This is a genomic window from Pseudarthrobacter sp. Pseusp20, from assembly GCF_059492155.1.
Window position 1 is genome coordinate 1,903,157 of the sequence record NZ_CP168521.1, and the last position, 23,757, is coordinate 1,926,913.

The window sequence follows — 23,757 nt, forward strand, 5'->3', positions numbered from 1 at the left end:
CAACCCCAACAAGGAGCATCTAAAGTGACTGAACGCATTGTGCTGGCCTACTCCGGCGGCCTGGACACGTCCGTCGCCATCGGCTGGATCGGTGAAGCCACCGGTGCCGAGGTCATCGCCGTGGCGGTGGACGTCGGACAGGGCGGCGAATCGCTGGAAACCATCCGCCAGCGCGCCCTGGGCTGCGGCGCCGTCGAGGCCTACGTGGCCGACGCATCGGACGAGTTCGCCAACGAATACTGCGTGCCCACCCTGAAGGCCAACGCCCTCTACCAGGGCCACTACCCGCTGGTGTCCGCCATCTCCCGCCCGGTCATCGTCAAGCACCTGGTGAAGGCAGCCCGCGAATTCGGCGCCACCACCGTGGCCCACGGCTGCACCGGCAAGGGCAACGACCAGGTCCGCTTCGAGGTGGGCATCCAGACCCTGGGCCCGGACCTGAAGTGCATCGCACCGGTCCGCGACCTCGCCCTGACCCGCGACAAGGCCATCGCCTTCGCCGAGGAAAAGGGACTGCCCATCGAGACCACCAAGAAGAACCCGTACTCCATCGACCAGAACGTCTGGGGACGCGCCGTGGAAACCGGCTACCTCGAGGACATCTGGAACGCCCCCACCAAGGACATCTACGACTACACCGCCACCCCGGAGTTCCCGCCGGCCCCGGATGAGGTCATCATCTCCTTCGAAGCCGGCGTCCCGGTAGCGATCGACGGCGTCAAGGTCACTCCGCTGCAGGCCATCAAGGAACTCAACCGCCGCGCCGGCGCCCAGGGCGTGGGCCGCATCGACGTCGTCGAGGACCGCCTGGTGGGCATCAAGTCCCGCGAAATCTACGAAGCCCCCGGTGCCATAGCCCTGATCACCGCGCACAAGCACCTCGAGGACATCACCGTGGAGCGCGAGCAGGCCCGCTTCAAGGCCACCGTTGGCCAGCGCTGGGCCGAGCTGGTCTATGACGGCCAGTGGTTCTCCCCGCTGAAGCGCTCCCTGGACGCCTTCATCGAGGACACCCAGAAGTACGTCTCCGGCGACATCCGCATGACCCTGCACGGCGGCCAGGCCATCGTCAACGGCCGCCGCTCGGACACCTCGCTGTACGACTTCTCGCTGGCCACCTACGACACCGGCGACACCTTCGACCAGTCCCAGGCCAAGGGCTTCATCGAGCTGTGGGGCATGTCCGCCAAGGTTGCCTCCGGCCGCGACATCCGGGTCGCAGGGAAGTAGCCCCTGTGGCTGGGCAAAAACTGGAAGCCACCAACACAGGCGCGCTGTGGGGCGGCCGGTTCGCCGGTGGCCCCGCGGACGCCCTCGCGGCGCTAAGCAAGTCCACGCACTTCGACTGGCGCCTGGCCCGTTACGACATCGCCGGCTCCAAGGCGCACGCCCGCGTCCTGCACAAAGCAGGACTGCTGGACGATGCCGAGCTCGAAGGCATGCTGGCGGCCCTCACGCAGCTGGACGAGGACGTGGCGTCCGGGGCGTACCTGCCGGCGGAATCCGACGAGGACGTGCATGGCTCCCTGGAACGCGGACTGATCGAGCGGGCCGGAACCCAGCTGGGCGGCAAGCTCCGCGCCGGCCGGTCCCGCAACGACCAGGTGGCCACCCTGGGCCGGATGTTCCTGCGCGACCACGCAAGGATCATCGCGCGCGGCGTCCTTGCCACGGTGGATGCCCTGGTGGAGCAGGCAAAGGCACACCACGGTGTTGCCATGCCGGGCCGCACCCACCTGCAGCACGCCCAGCCGGTCCTGCTCAGCCACCACCTGCTGGCCCACGCCTGGGCGCTGCTGCGCGACGTGCAGCGGCTGCAGGACTGGGACAAGCGGGCCGGCGTCTCGCCGTACGGTTCGGGTGCCCTGGCCGGCTCCTCGCTGGGGCTCGACCCGGAAGCAGTGGCCGCTGAGCTGGGCTTCTACTCCGCCACGCATAACTCGATCGACGGCACCGCGTCCCGCGACGTCTTCGCCGAGTTCGCCTGGGTCTGCTCGATGATCGGCGTGGACCTCTCCCGGATCTCAGAGGAAGTCATCCTCTGGGCCACCAAGGAGTTCTCCTTCGTCACGCTGCATGATTCGTACTCCACGGGGTCCTCGATCATGCCGCAAAAGAAGAACCCGGATGTGGCAGAGCTGGCGCGCGGCAAGGCAGGGCGCCTGATCGGCAACCTCACCGGGCTGCTGGCCACGCTCAAGGGCCTGCCGCTTGCGTACAACCGCGACCTGCAGGAGGACAAGGAACCGGTATTCGACGCCGCCGACACCCTGGAGCTGCTGCTTCCGGCCGTCTCCGGCATGATCGCCACCCTCAAGTTCAACACTGAACGGATGGAGTCGCTGGCCCCGCAGGGCTTCGCGCTGGCCACGGACATCGCCGAATGGCTGGTCCGCCAGGGCGTGCCGTTCCGCGAGGCGCACGAACTCTCCGGCGCGGCGGTCAAGCAGGCGGAATCCCGTGGTGTGGAACTGTGGGACCTTACGGACGGGGAGTACGTTGCCATCTCGGAGCATCTCACCCCCGAGGTCCGCACGGTCCTGTCCACGGAAGGCTCCCTGAACAGCCGCAACTCCCAGGGCGGAACGGCGCCGGCCGCCGTCGAACGCCAGCTCGCCGCACTGGAAGCCGAGCTCGCCGACGTCCGGGCGTACGCAGGCTAAATACCGGATCTGCAAGGGGCGCCGTGGTTTTTCCGCGGGGCCCCTTGCTGATTGTGGCTAGGGTGGAGCCATGAGCGAAACCTTCCGCAAGTTCCTTCGCACCCTTCCCGATTTCCCCTCCGGCCTGCCCGGTTTCGACCCGGACAACGCCCCGCAGGACCCGGCGCTGCTGTTCAAGCAGTGGCTGGATGAGGCGCTGGACGCGGGGGAGCAGCAGCCGCACGCGTTCAGCCTGGCCACGGTGGGCGAGGCATCCGGCGGTGGGCAGCAGCCGTCCTCGCGGATGCTGATCCTGAAGAACATTGACGACGACGGCTGGCACTTCGCCACGTCACGCACCTCCCGCAAGGGCCGGGAGCTGGCCGCTGAACCACGTGCCGCCATGAACTTCTACTGGCCGGGCCTGGGCCGCCAGGTCCGGGTGGCCGGCGCTGTGGCCGAGCTTTCTGCCGAGGCTTCCGCGGTGGACTGGCACGAGCGGCCCCGGGCCGACGGAAGCGACAATCCCCAGTGGCAGCTCTACGCCCTCCAGCCCGTCGAGATCGAGTTCTGGCAGGCCAGCAACGACGGCAACCATGTCCGGCACCGTGTCGGGCCGGACGGATCGCCGCTGGAATAAGTACCTGGCGCGCCTGGGTGCTCGGCTAGGCTGGCCGCATGACCTCTCCTTCTCCTGCCGGCCTCCTGGCCGAACTGCACACGGCCGGCGCCGCGCTGACTGCCGGGCTGGACCGGATTCCCGACGGCGGCGAACGTGCTCCGTCCACGCTTCCCGGCTGGAGCCGCGGGCACCTTTTGGCCCACCTCGCCGGAATCTGCGACGCCCTGGCCCGTCAGGTGGAGTACGGCCGCCGCGGTGAAACGGTGGAGCTTTACGACGGCGGCGTGGAAGGCCGCAACCGCGCCATCGATCTGGCCGCGGGGCACAGCCTTGGGCAGCACAGGGAGGACGTCGATGCTGCGCTGCGCCGCGCGCTGGCGGCTTTTGACGCACTGGACGGGGATGAGTGGCAGACGCCCATCGCGTTCCGCGACGGCGTCATCTTCGATGCGGGGCTGGCGCTATGGCGCGAGCTCGTCATCCACACCGCGGACCTGGATGCCGGCACGGGACCCGAAACCTGGAACAGGGAATTCTGCTCCCACCTCTTCGACTTCCTGGCCGCCCGCGTCCCGGCCGGTACCCGGCTTGTCCTGCAGCCGGTGGCACTTCCGCCGCTGGCCCTTGGCGCCGGCGGCAGCACCGTCGTCGTCAGCGGCATGGTCACGGATATCGCCGCCTGGCTCGCTGGGCGCAAGCCGTCGCTGGACAGCCTGCGGGCCACCGCCGCCGGGGACGGCACCGACCTTCCCGCCCTGCTGCCCTGGCCTTCGGCGATGCCCGACCCAAAGTAGTCGTCCTCAACTGAAGCAGTCCTGGCCAGCCTCGCGGGCCAGCAGGCTTTCCTTGATGGGCAGGCCCCAGCGGAAGCCGCCCAGCGAGCCATCGGTCCGGATCACCCGGTGGCAGGGAACGAACAACGCCGCTGCATTGAAGGCACAGGCGCTGGCCGCCGCCCTGACCGCACGCGGGTTGCCCGCGAGGGCCGCATACTCGGTGTATGTAACGGGTGAGCCGGGTTTGACCTGGCGCAGCACGTCCCAGGCGTGGGCGCGGAACGGGCCCGACTGCTGCAGGACCCGTACTGCCATGGCGGGAGCGGGGTCGCCGTCGTAGAAGGCTTCAACGGCGGACGAGATCCCGCCAAGGCTTGCCACGTCCTCCACGGCGTCGGGCCGCAGCGTGGGATGGACCTGTCCGGTGAGTTCTGCAAGGCCTGCCGTCCATCCCGAAGCGAGGACCACACCGTCCCGGGCAAGGATGGTGAAGGGCCCGTCAGGCGTGGACAGCTGCATCAGTTGCGCTTTCATGGCATCCCTTTCGCGGGAACGGTTGTTGTCGGTGCGGGCCGTGCTGCGGCGCGCCACAGGTGCATGGTGGCGTAGGAGCGCCACGGGCTGGTCTCCCGGAAGTCCGGGCTCAGGGCGCTGTCACCATTATCGATGGCGCGGATTCCGTTCCGAACGGCGGCGTCGTTGGCGAGGAAGACGTCCGGGGCGCCCAGGACCCGCATGGCCACGTACCCCACGGTCCATGGTCCCACCCCCGGCAAGGGCAGCAGTTTGGCGCCCAGGCCGGTTAGGTCGTCCCCATAGCCGAACTCCAGTTCTCCGGCGGCCATGGCCGAGGCCGCCTGGAGGAGCGATTCGGTCCGTCTCCTGGGCCCGCGCAGCAGGTGGCCGGCCGCGGCTATTTGGGCCGGCGTCGGGAAGAGCCTGTCCAGGCCGTCGCCGGCCGTGCTGCTGGGACTGCCGGCGGCGGACAGTTGGGTCAGTGCGGTCCGGGCCGCCGCCACCGTGATCTGCTGGCCCACCATGGCCCGCACCAGCAGTTCCTGCGGGTCCAGCGCCCCCGGCATCCTCATTCCGGGAGCGCCGGCAACGGAGGCGGTAAGCCTGGGGTCGGCCGTGAGGGCACCGTCGATCGCTTCGGGGTCTGCGTCCAGGTCGAACAGCCTCCGCACGCGGCTCAGCAGCGCCGGAAGGTCCCGCAGGTCCACCGCACCCACGGTGAGGGTGAGCTGCTTTGCCCGCGTGCCGCCGTCGTACGCCACCTGGAAGCGCGCATCGCCATGGGGGAGCCGCAGGGTCCGTGCGTAGGAGGTGGCCGTACCCTCCTCGATGCCGGGGATGGCACGGACCGCAAGGAAGGAGAAGATGCTTGGATCAAACGGCGGACGGTAGGGCAGGCCAAGGGTCAGCGCCGTCGTGCCGCCACCGGGGGCCGGGTGCCGGACCGTCCTGCGAAGTGCGGTGGGGGTCATGTCGAACACCTCGGCGATGGTCTCGTTGAACTGCCGCACGCTGCTGAAGCCGGCCGCGAAGGCGATGTCGGCCAGCTTCATGGAGGTGGACACCAGCAGCGTACGTGCGGTCTGCGCCCTCGCAGCGCGGGCCAGCGACAGGGGACCGGCACCCAGTTCCTGCCCCAGGATCCGGTTAAGCTGGCGCTGCGAATACCCCAGGTGGGACGCGAGGCCTGCCACCCCGTCCCGGTTGATCACGCCGTCGTTGATCAGCCGCATGGCCCGGCCCGCAACGTCCTGCCGCACGTTCCAGGCAGGGGTTCCCGGCACCGCCTCCGGCAGGCAGCGCTTGCAGGCCCGGTATCCCGCCTCGTGTGCCGCGGCGGACGTCTCGTAAAACGTCACGTTGGACGCCTTGGGGGTGCGGGCCGGGCAGGAGGGGCGGCAGTAGATCCCGGTTGTGCGGACGGCGGTATAGAACTGGCCGTCGAACCGGGGGTCGCGGGCATCGATTGCCCGGTAGCGCTGCCAGAAGTCCATTCCTCCATCCTGCCAGCCCACCCCGGCCGGTACTAGCGGAAATCGGACATGGCCGTGGAGGGCGGGAATCCGGCGCCGGGGCGGCTGCCGGGCGGATGAAACGGGCGGCATCCGGGTAAAGTCGAGCAATGAACGAAAGTGCTCCGGACGCCGGGACGCTCCGGAGTTTCCTGTCCGGAGATGCCCGCGAGCTCGCCCCGCAGCTGCTTGGCGCCGTACTGACGCACCAGTCCCGGGACGGCGCGGTGTCCATCCGGCTCACCGAGGTGGAGGCCTACCTTGGGCCCGAGGATTCGCTCCATCCGGACCCGGGCTCGCATACCTACCGGGGCCCGACACCCCGCAATGCGCCAATGTTCGGCCCCGCCGGGCACCTCTACGTCTACTTCACCTACGGCATGCACCACTGCACCAACATTGTCTGCGGCCCGGCAGGCGTTGCGTCCGCCCTGTTGCTGCGGGCAGGGGAGGTGGTGGACGGACTTGAACTGGCGCAACGGCGCCGTCCGACGTCGAGAACGCCCGCCGACCTGGCCAGCGGTCCGGCCCGCCTGGCCAAAGCGCTTGGATTGACGACGGCGGACAGTGGCCGGGACGCGCTGGCTCCACCTTTCGGCCTGGAGCTTCCCTCCTGCACCGGCGGTCCGGTAAGTACGGGCCCGCGGGTGGGCGTGGCCGGCGCCGGGGGATCGGCGGAATACGCCTGGCGATTCTGGCTCACCGGCGACCCCACCGTCTCCAAATACAAGGCTGCCAAGCCCCGGATCCGGAAGCAGCCGGCACGTTGACTGCCGGCTGCAACGTTTCACAAGCGTTAACGGAAATGGTTGTAGAATGGACGGTCTGTCTTTCGCGATAGGGGAACGTTAATGCACGACGCCGAATTGGCCCACGAACGGGAGTATGTAGCCGGCCTGTATGCCCGGCTGGAGGAACTCCGGGAGGAAAAGCGCCGCCAGCTGGCGCAGGTCCGGCGCGCCGGAGCCGTGGGCACCATGCAGAACGTTTCGGAACGTGATGCGTTCGCTGCACTGTATGAGGACCGCCTGGCCCAGCTGGACGCCGTCGATGACCGGCTGGTGTTCGGCCGCCTGGACCTGGACTCCGGTGAAGCCCAGTACATTGGCCGCATCGGGCTTACCACCGAGGACCTGCAGCGGCTGATGGTGGACTGGCGTGCGCCCGAGGCCGGGCACTTCTACCAGGCCACGGCCTTCGACCGGCAGGGCGTCCGCCGCCGCCGGCACCTGATCCTGCAGGGGCGGGACGTCAAGGCGATCGAGGACGACGTCCTGGACGCGGGGATGCTTACCGACGACGAATCGCTGCAGGGCGAAGGGGCCCTGCTCGCGGCCCTGAACTCCAAGCGGACCGGCCGCATGTCGGACATCGTCAGCACCATCCAGTCGGAACAGGACCGCATCATCCGGTCCTCCATTTCCGGCGCCGTCGTGGTCCAGGGCGGGCCGGGCACCGGCAAAACCGCCGTGGCCCTGCATCGGGCCGCCTACCTGCTGTACACCCACCGTGACCGCCTCAAAAGTGCCGGCGTGCTCCTGGTGGGGCCGTCGTCGTCGTTCATGAAGTACATCGAACGGGTGCTGCCCTCGCTCGGGGAAACCGGTGTCGTCATGGCCAGCGTGGGCCGCCTGATGCCCGGCATCAATGCCGTTCCCGAAACAGATGCGGACGTGGCAGCCCTGAAGGGCCGCCTGGACATGGCCGCGATCGTGGCCAACGCCGTGTCCAACCGCATGCGCGTCCCCGCGCAGAACCGGATCCTTGAAGTGGACGGCCGCAAGCTCACCCTCACACCCCGGCAGGTCCGGCGTGCAAGGGAACGTGCCCGCGCCACCGGGAAGCCGTACAACGAGGCACGCGTGACGTTCGTGAAGATCCTGCTGCGCGAGCTGACCGAACAGATGACCGAGCTCGTCGAAGCCGGCAACCTCGGCAACAACGCGGACCGCTCGTACCTTGCCGAAGATGTCCGAACGGCCCGCGATGTGCGGATTGCGCTGAACCTGTGCTGGATGCCCATGACGCCGGAGAAGCTGATCTCGGATCTGTTCAGCAAGCCGGAGGTGCTGGAATTCTGCACCCCCAACCTGACCCCGGCCCAGCGGGCGCTGCTGCAGCGTCCCGCGGATGCCCCGTGGACGGAATCGGACGTGCCGCTGCTGGACGAGGCCGCCGAACTGCTCGGCGAGCTGGACCCGGCCGCCGGGCGCGGACTGGCCCAGCAGGAGCATGACCGTGCCCGCGACCTTGCCAACGCCAAGCAGACCCTGGTCAACATGCAGGCCGCCGGCGTGGACCCCCTGATGTCCGCGGAGGAACTGGCCGAGCAGAACCAGGAACAGGAAGGGCGGCAAACCGCTGCCGAACGCGCAACGAGCGACCGCACCTGGGCCTTCGGGCACATCGTGGTGGATGAGGCGCAGGAACTCTCACCCATGCAGTGGCGGCTCCTGGTCCGGCGCTGCCCGCTGAAGTCCTTCACCATTGTGGGCGACATCGCGCAGACCAGCTCCGTGGCCGGAGCCAACTCGTGGCAGGGGGCGCTTGCTCCGCTGTTCGGTGACCGCTGGCAGCTGGAGGAGCTGACCGTCAACTACCGCACGCCCTCGCAGATCGCCGAAGCCGCCGTCAGGATGGCCAACGCGGCGGGCCTTGTGGTTTCCGCGCCCAAGGCCGTTCGTGAGGGGCGCTGGGCGCCCATCATCGACGAAGTAGGGAACGGCGCGGTGGTCGGCCGGCTCGTGGAGGTCCTCCCGGAAGAACTTGACGCGCTCGACGGCGGCCTGCTCGCCGTGATCGCCGATGGTGACCTCCTGCCCCGGGCCACAGCAGCACTGCGTGCCGTGTATGGGCGACGGATCGGCACCGGCGCCGGCAGCTACGAGCAGGACATCGTGGTGATCAGCCCGCGCGAGGCCAAGGGCCTGGAGTTCGACGGCGTGGTGGTCCTGGAACCATCCGTCATGCTCAACCATGAGCACGGCAAGGTGGGGGACCTGTACGTAGCCATGACACGTGCAACACAGCGCCTGCGGCTGATTGCCTCGCAACCCGTGCCTGCCGGGATTGCTGGCTGACCCGGCGCCGGGCGTTACTGCTAACTTAGGAAGCGTGCCAGAACTGAACAACCTCGAACCGCAGCGCAACGATCCCACTTTCGCCAACATTTGGCAGGAACTGAAGTGGCGTGGGCTGGTCCATGTGTCCACCGACGAAGCAGAGCTTGAGAAGCTCCTCGCCGACGGGCCGGTCACATACTATTGCGGTTTCGACCCCACCGCCCCGAGCCTGCACCTGGGAAACCTCGTCCAGCTCCTGGTCATGCGGCGGCTGCAGCTGGCCGGGCACAAGCCACTGGGACTCGTTGGCGGCTCCACGGGTATGATCGGCGATCCCCGCCCCACCGCTGAACGAACCCTGAACACCAAGGACACGGTGGCGGAGTGGGTGGGCTACCTGCAGGCCCAGGTCAGCCGCTTCCTCAGCTTCGAGGGTGACAACGCTGCCAGGATCGTAAACAACCTGGACTGGACGGCGCCCTTGAGCGCCATCGACTTCCTGCGTGAAGTGGGCAAGCACTTCAGGGTTGGAACGATGCTGCGCAAGGACGCCGTGGCATCCCGCCTCAACTCCGACGAGGGCATCAGCTACACCGAGTTCAGCTACCAGATCCTGCAGGGCATGGACTACCTGCAGCTCTACCGCGACTACGGCTGTGTGCTGCAGACCGGTGGTTCGGACCAGTGGGGCAACCTCACCAGCGGTACCGACCTGATCCGCAAGGTGGAGGGCAAGAGCGTCCACGCCCTGGGAACTCCCCTCATCACCAACTCCGACGGAACCAAGTTCGGCAAGAGCGAGGGCAACGCCATCTGGCTGGACGCGGGCATGTGCAGCCCGTACGCCTTCTACCAGTTCTGGCTCAACACCGCCGACGCCGACGTTGTGGACCGGCTCAAGGTGTTCACGTTCCTCACCCGGGCCGAGATCGAAGAGATCGCGGTTTCCGTGGCCGAGCGTCCCTTTGCCAGGGAAGGACAGCGGAAGCTGGCCTTCGAAGTGACCTCACTGGTGCACGGCGTGGACGCCACCGAAAAAGTCATCGCCGCTTCAGCGGCGCTTTTCGGCAACGGCGACCTGGCCGCATTGGACAAGGCAACGCTCCAGGCGGCTACCTCCGAACTTCCTTCGGCCACGGTGCAGGTGGACGGGATGGGGATCGTCGACCTGCTGGTGGCGTCCGGTCTATCGGAAAGCAAGTCCGCCGCCCGGCGCACCGTTGGTGAAGGAGGTGCCTACGTGAACAACGCGAAGGTGTCAGATCCGGAGGCCGTGATCTCCGAGTCTGAACTGTTGCACGGCCAGTACCTGCTCCTGCGCCGGGGCAAGAAGAACCTGGCCACTGTTGAGGTGCTGGTTCCCTAGCACCTTCACGGTCCGTATGCACGCCCTTCGGCGGCCGATTTGCACGGCCGCTGGGGGGCGTGTATTGTTTTCTGAGTCGCCGCCGCTGAGTGGTGACAAACCCCCAACTTATGAGAAGCAATTCTTGCCGCGCACCGCGTGGAATTGGAGAAATTGCTTCCCGTTGTGCTGGGCGGATTCATCCCACCGAGTGAATTCCGGAAGAAAATCCGGATTTGCGAAAGTGAATATGAATGAAATAAGATGGAAACATCGCAGCGAAGAAATACGGAAAAGAAATTCTTTCGAATTGTTTCCGGGAATATTCGAATGTGTCTGTTGTTTGAGAACTCAATAGTGTGCCAAGTTTGTTGATACCGATTATGTATGTAATTGGTTGATTGTGCTGTGCCGCCACCCCGTGGTGTGCATGGTGTTTTTAGCTGGTTTCAAATTTTGTGCAGCTGTTTCTGCCGTTATTTCCGGTGGTTGTGGTTGTGTCTGTTTTTGTTTTACTTCAACGGAGAGTTTGATCCTGGCTCAGGATGAACGCTGGCGGCGTGCTTAACACATGCAAGTCGAACGATGATGCCAGCTTGCTGGTGGATTAGTGGCGAACGGGTGAGTAACACGTGAGTAACCTGCCCTTGACTCTGGGATAAGCCTGGGAAACTGGGTCTAATACCGGATATGACCTTCCATCGCATGGTGGTTGGTGGAAAGCTTTTGTGGTTTTGGATGGACTCGCGGCCTATCAGCTTGTTGGTGGGGTAATGGCCTACCAAGGCGACGACGGGTAGCCGGCCTGAGAGGGTGACCGGCCACACTGGGACTGAGACACGGCCCAGACTCCTACGGGAGGCAGCAGTGGGGAATATTGCACAATGGGCGAAAGCCTGATGCAGCGACGCCGCGTGAGGGACGACGGCCTTCGGGTTGTAAACCTCTTTCAGTAGGGAAGAAGCGTAAGTGACGGTACCTGCAGAAGAAGCGCCGGCTAACTACGTGCCAGCAGCCGCGGTAATACGTAGGGCGCAAGCGTTATCCGGAATTATTGGGCGTAAAGAGCTCGTAGGCGGTTTGTCGCGTCTGCCGTGAAAGTCCGGGGCTCAACTCCGGATCTGCGGTGGGTACGGGCAGACTAGAGTGATGTAGGGGAGACTGGAATTCCTGGTGTAGCGGTGAAATGCGCAGATATCAGGAGGAACACCGATGGCGAAGGCAGGTCTCTGGGCATTAACTGACGCTGAGGAGCGAAAGCATGGGGAGCGAACAGGATTAGATACCCTGGTAGTCCATGCCGTAAACGTTGGGCACTAGGTGTGGGGGACATTCCACGTTTTCCGCGCCGTAGCTAACGCATTAAGTGCCCCGCCTGGGGAGTACGGCCGCAAGGCTAAAACTCAAAGGAATTGACGGGGGCCCGCACAAGCGGCGGAGCATGCGGATTAATTCGATGCAACGCGAAGAACCTTACCAAGGCTTGACATGAACCGGACCGCTGCAGAAATGTGGTTTCCCCTTTGGGGCTGGTTTACAGGTGGTGCATGGTTGTCGTCAGCTCGTGTCGTGAGATGTTGGGTTAAGTCCCGCAACGAGCGCAACCCTCGTTCTATGTTGCCAGCACGTGATGGTGGGGACTCATAGGAGACTGCCGGGGTCAACTCGGAGGAAGGTGGGGACGACGTCAAATCATCATGCCCCTTATGTCTTGGGCTTCACGCATGCTACAATGGCCGGTACAAAGGGTTGCGATACTGTGAGGTGGAGCTAATCCCAAAAAGCCGGTCTCAGTTCGGATTGGGGTCTGCAACTCGACCCCATGAAGTCGGAGTCGCTAGTAATCGCAGATCAGCAACGCTGCGGTGAATACGTTCCCGGGCCTTGTACACACCGCCCGTCAAGTCACGAAAGTTGGTAACACCCGAAGCCGGTGGCCTAACCCCTTGTGGGAGGGAGCTGTCGAAGGTGGGACTGGCGATTGGGACTAAGTCGTAACAAGGTAGCCGTACCGGAAGGTGCGGCTGGATCACCTCCTTTCTAAGGAGCACCTCCAACTCTTCTGTGCTGGTGAATGCCGGTGTGGGGGGTTGTCAGGAAGCAAGCCCGCAGCATGGACGATTGTTCCGTGGCGGGTGCTCATGGGTGGAATATCAACAAATAGCGGCTGCGTGTTTTTTTGTCTTGTCTAGTACGAGCCAGTGATGGTTCTGGAACGGTGGGGCGGGGGGATGCGTGGTTTTGTGTTTGGCACACTGTTGGGTCCTGAGGCAACAGGGCCGGGGGTTTTCCCCTGGGTTTGTTTGTTTCTGGTTTCCCTGCCGTGACGTTCCGTGCGCCTGTTTGGGTGTGTGGGGTGTGTGGTGTGGGGTTGTTGTTTGAGAACTACATAGTGGACGCGAGCATCTTGTATAAGAAGCAATTTCCAAGATTAATGAACCTGGATCTGGCTGCGCTGTTGATGCCCTTTGGGTGTTGGGGTGTGGTTGGTTTCTGTGGTTCTCTCGAGAAATGTTTTTGATCTTTGTGGTCAAGTTTTTAAGAGCACACGGTGGATGCCTTGGCATTAGGAGCCGAAGAAGGACGTAGGAATCTGCGATAAGCCTGGGGGAGTCGATAACCGGACTGTGATCCCAGGGTGTCCGAATGGGGAAACCCCGCCGAGCGCGCGAGTGACTCGGTGACCCGTACCTGAACACATAGGGTGCGTGGGGGGAACGCGGGGAAGTGAAACATCTCAGTACCCGCAGGAAGAGAAAACAATAGTGATTCCGTTAGTAGTGGCGAGCGAACGCGGATCAGGCTAAACCGTTCCATGTGTGATAGCCGGCGGGCGTTGCATGGTCGGGGTTGTGGGACTTTCCATACCAGTTCTGCCGGGCTGGTGGGGTGTGATGTGCGCGCATAGGTGAACGGTTTTGAAAGGCCGGCCAGAGAGGGTGTTAGTCCCGTAACCGTAATGTGTTTGTACCGCCTGTGAGAGTATCCCAAGTAGTACGGGGCCCGAGAAATCCCGTGCGAATCTGTCAGGACCACCTGATAAGCCTAAATACTCCCTAATGACCGATAGCGGACCAGTACCGTGAGGGAAAGGTGAAAAGTACCCCGGGAGGGGAGTGAAACAGTACCTGAAACCGTGTGCTTACAATCCGTCGGAGCCAGTCTGATTCTGGTGACGGCGTGCCTTTTGAAGAATGAGCCTGCGAGTTAGTGTTACGTCGCGAGGTTAACCCGTGTGGGGCAGCCGTAGCGAAAGCGAGTCTGAATAGGGCGTGTGAGTGGCGTGATCTAGACCCGAAGCGAAGTGATCTACCCATGGCCAGGTTGAAGCGACGGTAAGACGTCGTGGAGGACCGAACCCACTTCAGTTGAAAATGGAGGGGATGAGCTGTGGGTAGGGGTGAAAGGCCAATCAAACTTCGTGATAGCTGGTTCTCCCCGAAATGCATTTAGGTGCAGCGTTGCGTGTTTCTTGCTGGAGGTAGAGCTACTGGATGGCTAATGGGCCCTACAAGGTTACTGACGTCAGCCAAACTCCGAATGCCGGTAAGTGAGAGCGCAGCAGTGAGACTGTGGGGGATAAGCTTCATAGTCGAGAGGGAAACAGCCCAGACCACCAACTAAGGCCCCTAAGCGTGTGCTAAGTGGGAAAGGATGTGGAGTTGCCCAGACAACCAGGAGGTTGGCTTAGAAGCAGCCACCCTTAAAAGAGTGCGTAATAGCTCACTGGTCAAGTGATTCCGCGCCGACAATGTAGCGGGGCTCAAGTACACCGCCGAAGTTGTGGCATTCACATTTTAGCTAAGCCCTTGTGGTTCAGGCGTGTGGATGGGTAGGGGAGCGTCGTGTGGGCGGTGAAGTCGCGGTGTAAACCAGCGGTGGAGCCTACACGAGTGAGAATGCAGGCATGAGTAGCGAAAGACGGGTGAGAAACCCGTCCGCCGAATGATCAAGGGTTCCAGGGTCAAGCTAATCTGCCCTGGGTAAGTCGGGACCTAAGGCGAGGCCGACAGGCGTAGTCGATGGACAACGGGTTGATATTCCCGTACCGGCGAAAAACCGCCCATGCTGAGCGGGGGATACTAACTGCCCGAAGCCTGCCCGAGCGCCCTTGTGGTGTGAGGGTTTTGGTGGAGCGCAGGACCTGATCCCGGGAGGCAAGCGTATTAACAGGTGTGACGCAGGAAGGTAGCCGAGCCGGGCGATGGTTGTCCCGGTCTAAGGATGTAGGGCGAGTGGTAGGCAAATCCGCCACTCATGGTGCCTGAGATCTGATGGGACCCCCGTTTGGGGGGATTTGGTGATCCTATGCTGCCGAGAAAAGCATCGACGCGAGGTTTTAGCCGCCCGTACCCCAAACCGACACAGGTGATCAGGTAGAGAATACCAAGGCGATCGAGAGAATTATGGTTAAGGAACTCGGCAAAATGCCCCCGTAACTTCGGGAGAAGGGGGGCCCCAACCTTGATACACCCTTTGCGGTGTGGAGGGGATCGGGGCCGCAGAGACCAGGGGGAAGCGACTGTTTACTAAAAACACAGGTCCGTGCGAAGTCGCAAGACGATGTATACGGACTGACTCCTGCCCGGTGCTGGAAGGTTAAGAGGACCGGTTAGCCGCAAGGCGAAGCTGAGAATTTAAGCCCCAGTAAACGGCGGTGGTAACTATAACCATCCTAAGGTAGCGAAATTCCTTGTCGGGTAAGTTCCGACCTGCACGAATGGAGTAACGACTTCCCCGCTGTCTCAACCATAAACTCGGCGAAATTGCAGTACGAGTAAAGATGCTCGTTACGCGCAGCAGGACGGAAAGACCCCGAGACCTTTACTATAGTTTGGTATTGGTGTTCGGAGTGGCTTGTGTAGGATAGGTGGGAGACGTTGAAGCCCGGACGCCAGTTCGGGTGGAGTCATCGTTGAAATACCACTCTGGTCACTTTGGACATCTAACTTCGGCCCGTAATCCGGGTCAGGGACAGTGCCTGATGGGTAGTTTAACTGGGGCGGTTGCCTCCTAAAAAGTAACGGAGGCGCCCAAAGGTTCCCTCAGCCTGGTTGGCAATCAGGTGTCGAGTGTAAGTGCACAAGGGAGCTTGACTGTGAGAGAGACATCTCGAGCAGGGACGAAAGTCGGGACTAGTGATCCGGCGGTACATTGTGGAATGGCCGTCGCTCAACGGATAAAAGGTACCTCGGGGATAACAGGCTGATCTTGCCCAAGAGTCCATATCGACGGCATGGTTTGGCACCTCGATGTCGGCTCGTCGCATCCTGGGGCTGGAGTAGGTCCCAAGGGTTGGGCTGTTCGCCCATTAAAGCGGTACGCGAGCTGGGTTTAGAACGTCGTGAGACAGTTCGGTCCCTATCCGCTGCGCGCGCAGGAAATTTGAGAAGGGCTGTCCTTAGTACGAGAGGACCGGGACGGACGAACCTCTGGTGTGTCAGTTGTACTGCCAAGTGCACCGCTGATTAGCTACGTTCGGATGGGATAACCGCTGAAAGCATCTAAGCGGGAAGCTCGCTTCGAGATGAGATTTCCATACACCCTCGGGTGTGAGAGGCCCCCAGCCAGACCACTGGGTTGATAGGCCGGATGTGGAAGCGAGGACTAACGACTCGTGAAGCTGACCGGTACTAATAGGCCAACAACTTACACCACACAGATACATACAAACTCTGCTTGCGTCCACTATGTGGTTCCCAACCAACAACCCCCCAACACCGGGGTTGTCACGGCACGGAACCACCACAACTGAATAACAACACCACAATGTTGTAACCACCAGACTTCCCACCCCCGAACAAAACACCGGGCGGGCGGGTACAAGGGTTACGGCGGTCATAGCGTGGGGGAAACGCCCGGTCCCATTCCGAACCCGGAAGCTAAGACCCACAGCGCCGATGGTACTGCACCCGGGAGGGTGTGGGAGAGTAGGTCACCGCCGGACACACATTGGTCGAGGCCCCAACCACCAGGTTGGGGCCTCCCACATTTAACCCACCAACACCAAAGTATTTAACCCACCAACACCACAACGCGATCCCGCACCTGGGCCCCGTGACGCGCCATCAGCTTTCGTCCCCTCACCGCAGACGCGACACCACGTCCTGTGCGGTTATGGGTGACGCGACATCAGCTTTCCTCCCCCACCGGTGACGCGACACCACGTCCTGTGCGGTTATGGGTGACGCGACATCAGCTTTCCTCCCCCACCGGTGACGCGACACCACGTCCCGCGCCACGACAGAAGACTCTCACGAAGTGATGAGGCGTGGCCGGCGAACGGGCAGGATGTGATGGCGCATCCCGCGGAAACGGGCAGGATGTGATGGGGCGTCGCCTGTGAAGATGGCCACGATACCGCTCCCAAGGGGCCCGCTGTCCCTTGGGATTTCGCGGCTCCACTAGAATTGATGAAGATGTACGGACTTCGAAGCGCTTGATTTCGGGTTGCGTAGGAAACGAAACGAGCGGCTGCAGTTGCGCCAGTGGTCGGCTCACAACAGGAGGAATCCATATGGCCGAGCACAACGGGGGCAACCGCGGCAACGACCGCGGCGCGTTCCGCGGCAACAACAACTCCGGCGGGGATCCCCGCGGATTCCGGTCCCGCTCCGACCGCGACGGCAACAGCCCCTCCCGCGGCGGTTCCGGGGCCGGCGGTGAGCGGAAGCCTTTCGGTGATCGTGATCGTAAGCCGTTTGGTGACCGTCCCCGCCGCGACGGCGAGGGTGACCGTCGCGGTTTCACCGGTGGTACTGGTGGCGGTGAGCGGAAGCCTTTCGGTGATCGTGATCGTAAGCCGTTTGGTGACCGTCCCCGCCGCGACGGCGAGGGTGACCGTCGCGGTTTCACCGGTGGTACTGGTGGCGGTGATCGTAAGCCTTTCGGTGATCGTGATCGTAAGCCGTTTGGTGACCGTCCGCGCCGTGACGGTGAGGGTGACCGTCGTGGTTTCACCGGTGGTACTGGTGGCGGTGATCGTAAGCCTTTCGGGGACCGTGACCGGAAGCCTTTCGGCGACCGTGATCGTAAGCCCTTTGGTGACCGTCCGCGCCGTGACGGTGAGGGCGACCGCCGCAGCTTTGGCGGTGGTGACCGTGACCGGAAGCCTTTCGGTGACCGTCCGCGCCGCGAAGGCGAAGGCGACCGCCGCGGCTTCGGTGGCGAGAACCGCAAGCCGTTTGGTGACAGGCAGGATCGCGCACCGCGCAGCTTCGACCGCGGCGACTCCCGGGCCGAATCAGGTCGTGGCGGCTCCGGCCCCCGCGGCTTTGGCCGCGACCGCCAGGAGGAGCGCCCTGTCCGCGTGCCCAACGCCGCAGACCTTCGCAGCGCCAACCGCCCTGACCGGGAACGCTCACCCGAGATCGATGAGGACGTCACGGGCAAGGAACTGGACCGAGCCACGCACCACCAGATCAAGACCCTTGAGCCCAAGAGCGCAGAGTGGGTTGCCCGTCACCTGGTGATGGCCGGCCGCCTTATCGACGACGAGCCCGAGCTTGCCTTCCAGCACGCCCTCGCCGCCAGTCGTCGTGGCGGACGGCTCGCAGCCGTCCGCGAGGCCGTTGGCCTGACGGCCTATGCTGCCGGCCATTACGGTGAGGCACTCCGCGAGTTCCGCACCTTCCGCCGGATCAGTGGTTCCAACGTGCACCTCCCCGTGATGGCCGACTGCGAGCGTGGCCTGGGGCGCCCCGACCGTGCCCTCGATGTTGCCCGCTCGGAGGAAGCCCGGGACCTTGACGCGCCCGGCAAGGTGGAACTGGCAATCGTGGCAGCCGGTGCACGGACCGATCTGGGCCAGCTGGACGCGGCAGTAGCGGAACTGGAGATTCCGCAGCTGGACATCAACCGTGCCTTCTCCTACAGTCCGCGACTCTTCCGTGCCTACGCCGATGCACTTGCAGCGGTGGGACGCCAGGAAGAGTCGGAAAAGTGGAACCGCCAGGCGGTCGTGGCAGAAAACGCGCTGGGCCAGGGTGCGGACCAGGAACCCGAAATCATCGACCTCGGCTGGGACGAGGAAGAAGAGGCACGGGAAGAGGCTGAGCGACGCCGGCTGCTGGAGCGTGCCTCCGGCGCCGCCGAAACCGAAGCTCCCGCTGAAACCCCCACCGCCGGTGACGCAGACGCCGAAGCTGAAAGCACCCGCGCTACCGAAGCGGAAGCAGCCCAGGACAGCAACCTGGACGACCAGGACGCCGACTACTTCGTCTCCGACGACGCCGAATCGGACCAGGACTCGGTGGAACGGGACGAGCTGGATTCCGAAGCTGCCGGTGATGCCGAAGCGGAGGACAGCGGTGCCACCCAGCATGATGAAGAACGCCGGGAAGACTGACAAGCATGAGTGACGTTTCACTGGTTTCCCGCTTCGACGCACTGCTCGCCGACCTGGACGGCGTGGTCTATGCCGGGCCCCACGCCATTCCCGGAGCTGTGGATTCACTGCAGCAGCTCTCCGGCCTGGGTATCGGCCTGGGCTATGTGACGAACAACGCCTCCCGCTCCCCGGCGGAGGTGGCAGCGCATCTCCGTGAGCTTGGTGCCCCCGCCGAGGACAACCAGGTGGTCAGTTCCTCGCAGGCGGCAGCCGAGCTCCTGGCCTCGCTGCTTCCACCAGGGTCCAGGATCCTCATCACGGGCAGCACGGCGCTTGCCCGCGAAATTGAACTGGTGGGCCTGGTGCCGGTGGGCAGCCAGGCGGAGGAACCGGTCGCGGTCGTCCAGGGTTTCAGCCCAACCATCGGCTGGAAGGACCTGGCAGAGGCCACCTACGTGGTGTCCGCCGGGGCGCTTTGGGTGGCCACCAACACGGACATGTCCATTCCCCAGGCGCGTGGCATCGCCCCGGGAAATGGCACCTTGGTTGCCGCTGTCGCTGCTGCCACGGGGCAGCAGCCCAAGGTTGCTGGAAAGCCCGAAGCTCCGCTGTTCCATTCGGCAGCCAAGCGCCTCGGGGCCGAGCGTCCCCTGGTGGTCGGCGACCGGCTGGACACGGACATCCTGGGCGGCAACAACGCGGGCTTTGCCACCGTTGCTGTCCTGACCGGCGTCGACACGCGCGAAACCATTCTGGCCGCGAGGTCTGCGGAACGGCCCAACTACATCATCGAAAACCTGGCCGGCCTGCACCGCCCGTACCCCGAAGTGACGCACGACGACGGCACGTATACGTGCGGCCAGTCAACCGCGCGCGTGGCCAACGGAGCCGTGGGCATCATTGGCAGCCAGGACCAGCTCGACTCCTGGCGGGCCGCATGTGCGGCCTGGTGGGCGGCGACGCCGGACGCCGCAGCCCCGAAGGCGCCCAAGCTGGTGTGGCTGGATCACTAGACTGGTTGAATGACTGAGCTGACCGAACCGGACGACGCGACAGCCCAGCCGGCCCCGGAGTGGCCGCAGCCAGGTGGGATGGACCTCACCGATCCGCAGGTTGCGCAGGCCGTAGCCAGGCTTTTCGACATGCCCGGGCTCCCTGTCCCGGACCACGGGACCGTCTACGACGACCTCCACGATGAACTGCTGGCCGCCCTCAACGCCGATCCCGCAGGCACCGATCCCGCAGACGCCGATCCCGCAAGTGCTGATCCCGCAGAGACCGCCCCCACCGGGACCGGCTCCACACTGCCCGGTCCCGCCGGGGGTGCAGCCTGATGCCGGTTCGCCTCGACCAGGCACTGGTGGCACGCGGGCTGGCGAGGTCGCGCACCCATGCCGCGACGCTCATCGCCGAAGGCAAGGTCAGCTCCGGTGGCCAGGTCCTCGCCAAGGCCTCCCTCCAGGTTGATGACAGCCGGGACCTCGCCGTCGAACACGATGACCAGGACAGCTACGCCAGCCGCGCGGGCCATAAGCTGGCCGGGGCCCTCGACGCCTTCCCCCAAGTTTCGGTGGCGGGCAAGAGGTGCCTGGACGCCGGCGCCTCCACCGGGGGCTTTACCGATGTCCTGCTTCGGCGGGGTGCCGCGCACGTGGTGGCTGTCGACGTCGGACACGGCCAGCTGGTGCCGCACCTCCGCGACGACCCCCGCGTGGACGTCCATGAAGGCATGAACGTCAGGTACATGGCTCCGGAAGACATTGGCGGCCCGGCAGCGCTGACCGTCGCCGACCTGTCCTTTATTTCCCTCACCCTCGTGGTCCAGCCACTGGCCGGCTGCACCGAACCCGGCGGCGACCTGGTGCTGATGGTCAAGCCCCAGTTCGAGATCGGCAAGGACCGCCTGGGCCGCACCGGCGTGGTCAACTCGGAGCGTGAGCGGCGGATGGCCGTGGAGAAGGTGGCCGGGGCAGCGCTCGACGCCGGCCTGGACCTTTGCGGGCTGGCGGCCAGTCCGCTGCCGGGGCAGGACGGAAACGTCGAATACTTCCTGTGGATAAAACGCAGGATCAGCAAAGACTTGCCTAAGATCGAAGAGCGAGAGGCAGCAGCCGCTGCGTTGCTCGGACAAATCTGGCCTAACCACTAGAGAGCGGAACCTGATGAGCAGGCGTGTACTGGTCCTTGCCCACACCGGCCGCGAGGAATCACTGAAAGCCGCCTGGGAAGCCTGCGCCCTGCTGCACGCCTCCGGCATGGTCCCCGTGATGCAGGAGTCCGAACTGGGGGACATGGAAAGGTTCTTTGGGCACCTGGCCCAGCCGGTGGAGGTCCTCCACGACCACGTCCAGCTGCCCGATGTGGAACTCGTCATGGTCCTTGGCGGTGACGGCACCATCCTGCGGGCCGCCGAACTGGTCCGTGAGGTGGATGTGCCGCTGCTGGGCGTCAACCTGGGCCACGTGGGCTTCCTGGCCGAAAGCGAGCGGGCGGACCTTGCCCAGACCGTGGAGTGGGTTGCCAGCCGCGAGTACACGGTTGAAGAGCGGATGACCATCGATGTCCAGGTCTGGGTCCGCGGCCAGAAGATTTGGCACACCTGGGCTTTAAACGAGGCCGCCATCGAGAAGGCCAACCGCGAACGCATGCTCGAAGTCGTGACCGAGGTGGACGAGCGCCCGCTGACGTCCTTCGGCTCAGACGGCATCGTGCTGGCCACCCCCACCGGATCCACGGCCTACGCGTTCTCGGCGGGCGGTCCGGTGGTCTGGCCGGAGGTGGAGGCCCTGGTCATTGTGCCCATCAGCGCCCATGCACTCTTCGCCAAGCCCCTGGTGGTGTCGCCCAGGTCGAAGCTTGCAGTGGAGGTGCTGGGCCGGACCGACGCCCAGGGCGTGTTGTGGTGCGACGGACGGCGCTCGGTGGACCTGCCGCCGGGAGCCCGCGTGGAAGTGACCAAGTCCGCCACTCCTGTCCGGCTGGCCCGCACCCACCAGACGCCGTTCTCCGCCCGGCTGGTCCGCAAGTTCGAGCTGCCTATCCACGGCTGGCGCGGGCCGGTACCCAAGTCCGACGCCGTGCACACCGGCCCCATCCCCATTGTGCGGACGCCGCGGCCCATGCCGCCGCTGCCCGTGCCGCATGTGGAGAACTCCGACAGCGATCCCGATCCGTCGACTGCAAAGTGAATCCATGCTTGAAGAACTGAGAATCCGCGATCTGGGCGTCATCACCGACGCAACGCTTCCGCTCGGCCCTGGACTGAGCGTCGTAACCGGCGAAACCGGCGCCGGCAAGACCATGGTGGTCACCGCCGTTGGCCTGCTGCTGGGCGCCCGTTCGGATGCCGGGGCCGTCCGCAGCGGCGCCAAGAGTGCTACCGCTGAAGCAGTCCTGAAGCTCGACGCCGGCCACCCGGCCATTGCGCGTGCCCTGGACGCCGGTGCCGAGGCGGAAGAGTTCGACGGCGGCGCAGAGCTGATCCTGGCCCGGCGCCTTGGTGCGGATGGACGCAGCCGTGCCTTCCTGGGCGGCCGTGCTGCACCTGTGGGCGTACTGGCTGAGATCGGCGAGACCCTGGTGGTGGTGCACGGACAGTCGGACCAGATCCGGCTCAAGAGCGCCACGGCGCAGCGTGAAGCCCTGGACAAGTTCGCCGGCGACAACCTGGCCGGTCCACTGGCCGCCTACCAGGAGCTGTATGGCCGGTGGAAGTCCAGCCAGGCCGAGCTGGACAACCTCCGCAGCGCCGCCCGCGACAGGCTCCGCGAAGCTGAATCCCTGGAGGCTGCCCTTGCCGAGATTGACGAGGTGGATCCGCAGCCGGGGGAGGATGAGCTCCTGAAGGCCGAGGCCGTGAAGCTTGCCAACGTGGAGGAACTGCGGATCGCCGCGAGCACCGCCCACCAGGCACTCATTGCCGAGGACTTTGGTGAAGCCGGTGACGCCACCACATTGGTGGACTCCGCCAAGCGGACCCTGGAGCACGTGTCCGAGCACGATGCGCAGCTGGGCTCCGCAGCCGCCCGGCTGGCCGAGGTGGGCTTCCTGCTTACTGACATCGCCGCCGAGCTGGCCAGCTACCAGGCCAGCCTGGACTCCGAGGGCCCGGAGCGGCTGGCCGAGATCGAGGACCGGCGCGCTGCGCTGGCCAAACTGGTCCGGAAATACGCCCCCACCATCGACGAGGTGCTGGAGTGGGCGGAGCAGGCGCGCGTCCGCTTCGACGAGCTCCAGGACGACTCGTCCCGCATCGAGGCCCTGGACGCTGAGGTGGTCCGCGCCGAGGCGGAGCTGAAGAAGCAGGCAGCGGGCATCAGCAAGATCCGCGCCAAGGCCGCAAAGGACCTGTCCGGCCGCGTCAGTGCGGAGCTCAAGGCCCTGGCCATGGCCGATGCCACGCTGGTGATCAACCTCGAGCCGACCGGTCAGCTGGGCCCGCACGGCGCGGACGACATCAGCTTCCTGCTGCGGCCGCATTCGGGCGCCCCGGCCCGGCCGCTGGGCAAGGGGGCGTCCGGCGGTGAGCTGTCCCGCGTCATGCTGGCCATCGAAGTGGTGCTTGCCGCCGTCGATCCCGTCCCCACCTTCGTCTTCGACGAGGTGGACGCCGGCGTGGGCGGCCGCGCCGCCGTCGAGATCGGCCGCCGCCTGGCCATGCTGGCACGCCACGTGCAGGTGCTGGTGGTCACGCACCTGCCGCAGGTGGCAGCGTTCGCGGACCAGCACATCACCGTCACCAAGACTTCCGTCAGGGGAGCCGACGGCGGCACCGCCACCGGGTTCACCTCCAGTGACGTCCGCCTCCTCGACGGTCCGGAGCGGGTCCGTGAGCTCGCCCGGATGCTGGCCGGCCAGGAAGACTCCGAAACCGCGCAGGCCCACGCCCAGGAACTGCTGGATGACGCCAAGCTCCTGCCCCAGCGGGCCTGACAGGGACAACCACGGGACGGAC

General features: G+C 64.8%; 15 protein-coding genes and 3 rRNA genes. 16 read left to right on the forward strand and 2 right to left on the reverse strand.

Annotated elements, in window-relative coordinates; genetic code table 11:
- The first annotated feature begins 24 nt into the window (after nt 1-24).
- The 4 genes from ACEN9K_RS08875 (at nt 25) to ACEN9K_RS08890 (ending at nt 4,058) form a co-directional block, all read left to right on the forward strand.
- Nucleotides 25-1,230, forward strand: a complete 1,206-nt coding sequence (locus ACEN9K_RS08875; protein ID WP_488314801.1) for an argininosuccinate synthase — start codon at nt 25-27, stop codon at nt 1,228-1,230.
- 5 nt (nt 1,231-1,235) lie between these two features.
- The gene (gene argH / locus ACEN9K_RS08880) at nt 1,236-2,663 is read left to right on the forward strand and encodes an argininosuccinate lyase (RefSeq protein WP_488314800.1); all 1,428 of its coding nucleotides are present in this window, start codon (nt 1,236-1,238) and stop codon (nt 2,661-2,663) included.
- Between the two features lie 70 nt (nt 2,664-2,733).
- The gene (locus tag ACEN9K_RS08885) at nt 2,734-3,282 is read left to right on the forward strand and encodes a pyridoxine/pyridoxamine 5'-phosphate oxidase (RefSeq protein ID WP_134166030.1); all 549 of its coding nucleotides are present in this window, start codon (nt 2,734-2,736) and stop codon (nt 3,280-3,282) included.
- A gap of 38 nt (nt 3,283-3,320) precedes the next feature.
- Nucleotides 3,321-4,058, forward strand: a complete 738-nt coding sequence (locus tag ACEN9K_RS08890) for a maleylpyruvate isomerase family mycothiol-dependent enzyme (RefSeq protein WP_223994685.1) — start codon at nt 3,321-3,323, stop codon at nt 4,056-4,058.
- 6 nt (nt 4,059-4,064) lie between these two features.
- Here ACEN9K_RS08890 and ACEN9K_RS08895 read toward each other — a convergent pair whose 3' ends face one another.
- Entirely contained in the window at nt 4,065-4,574 is a 510-nt protein-coding gene (locus ACEN9K_RS08895; RefSeq protein WP_495635562.1) for a methylated-DNA--[protein]-cysteine S-methyltransferase, read from the reverse strand.
- On the reverse strand, nt 4,571-6,049 hold the full coding sequence (locus tag ACEN9K_RS08900) for an AlkA N-terminal domain-containing protein (protein WP_488314798.1): 1,479 nt from the start codon (nt 6,047-6,049) through the stop codon (nt 4,571-4,573). The genes ACEN9K_RS08895 and ACEN9K_RS08900 overlap by 4 nt, the downstream gene beginning before the upstream one ends.
- A 128-nt stretch (nt 6,050-6,177) precedes the next feature.
- Here ACEN9K_RS08900 and ACEN9K_RS08905 point away from each other — a divergent pair, with 128 nt between their 5' ends.
- The 12 genes from ACEN9K_RS08905 to recN all read left to right on the forward strand — a co-directional run bounded on the left by ACEN9K_RS08905 (nt 6,178) and on the right by recN (nt 23,735).
- The gene (locus ACEN9K_RS08905) at nt 6,178-6,837 is read left to right on the forward strand and encodes a DNA-3-methyladenine glycosylase (RefSeq protein WP_018771551.1); all 660 of its coding nucleotides are present in this window, start codon (nt 6,178-6,180) and stop codon (nt 6,835-6,837) included.
- Nucleotides 6,838-6,918: 81 nt separating this feature from the next.
- Nucleotides 6,919-9,147, forward strand: coding sequence for a HelD family protein (locus ACEN9K_RS08910; protein WP_495635563.1), 2,229 nt, complete (start codon nt 6,919-6,921; stop codon nt 9,145-9,147).
- Nucleotides 9,148-9,181: 34 nt separating this feature from the next.
- The gene (gene tyrS / locus ACEN9K_RS08915) at nt 9,182-10,495 is read left to right on the forward strand and encodes a tyrosine--tRNA ligase (RefSeq protein WP_056391308.1); all 1,314 of its coding nucleotides are present in this window, start codon (nt 9,182-9,184) and stop codon (nt 10,493-10,495) included.
- A gap of 496 nt (nt 10,496-10,991) precedes the next feature.
- Nucleotides 10,992-12,514: ribosomal RNA gene (locus tag ACEN9K_RS08920) — 16S ribosomal RNA — on the forward strand.
- A 488-nt stretch (nt 12,515-13,002) separates the two neighbouring features.
- Nucleotides 13,003-16,132: ribosomal RNA gene (locus ACEN9K_RS08925) — 23S ribosomal RNA — on the forward strand.
- A 172-nt stretch (nt 16,133-16,304) separates the two neighbouring features.
- Nucleotides 16,305-16,421 (forward strand): 5S ribosomal RNA (gene rrf, locus ACEN9K_RS08930).
- Together the 16S, 23S and 5S rRNA genes form the textbook arrangement of a ribosomal RNA operon.
- A 570-nt stretch (nt 16,422-16,991) precedes the next feature.
- Nucleotides 16,992-18,821 (forward strand): tetratricopeptide repeat protein, encoded by a 1,830-nt coding sequence (locus ACEN9K_RS08935; protein WP_495635564.1) that lies wholly within the window; start codon nt 16,992-16,994, stop codon nt 18,819-18,821.
- Nucleotides 18,822-18,826: 5 nt separating this feature from the next.
- On the forward strand, nt 18,827-19,816 hold the full coding sequence (locus ACEN9K_RS08940; protein WP_056389678.1) for an HAD-IIA family hydrolase: 990 nt from the start codon (nt 18,827-18,829) through the stop codon (nt 19,814-19,816).
- A 9-nt stretch (nt 19,817-19,825) separates the two neighbouring features.
- Entirely contained in the window at nt 19,826-20,137 is a 312-nt protein-coding gene (locus ACEN9K_RS08945) for a hypothetical protein (protein WP_478222034.1), read from the forward strand.
- On the forward strand, nt 20,137-20,952 hold the full coding sequence (locus ACEN9K_RS08950; protein WP_478222033.1) for a TlyA family RNA methyltransferase: 816 nt from the start codon (nt 20,137-20,139) through the stop codon (nt 20,950-20,952). Before ACEN9K_RS08945 ends, ACEN9K_RS08950 begins: the two co-directional genes overlap by 1 nt.
- A gap of 13 nt (nt 20,953-20,965) precedes the next feature.
- The gene (locus ACEN9K_RS08955; protein WP_018772005.1) at nt 20,966-21,991 is read left to right on the forward strand and encodes an NAD kinase; all 1,026 of its coding nucleotides are present in this window, start codon (nt 20,966-20,968) and stop codon (nt 21,989-21,991) included.
- Nucleotides 21,992-21,995: 4 nt separating this feature from the next.
- Nucleotides 21,996-23,735: a DNA repair protein RecN gene (gene recN, locus ACEN9K_RS08960; RefSeq protein ID WP_478222032.1), complete on the forward strand. Its 1,740-nt coding sequence runs from the start codon at nt 21,996-21,998 to the stop codon at nt 23,733-23,735.
- The last annotated feature ends 22 nt before the right edge of the window (nt 23,736-23,757 follow it).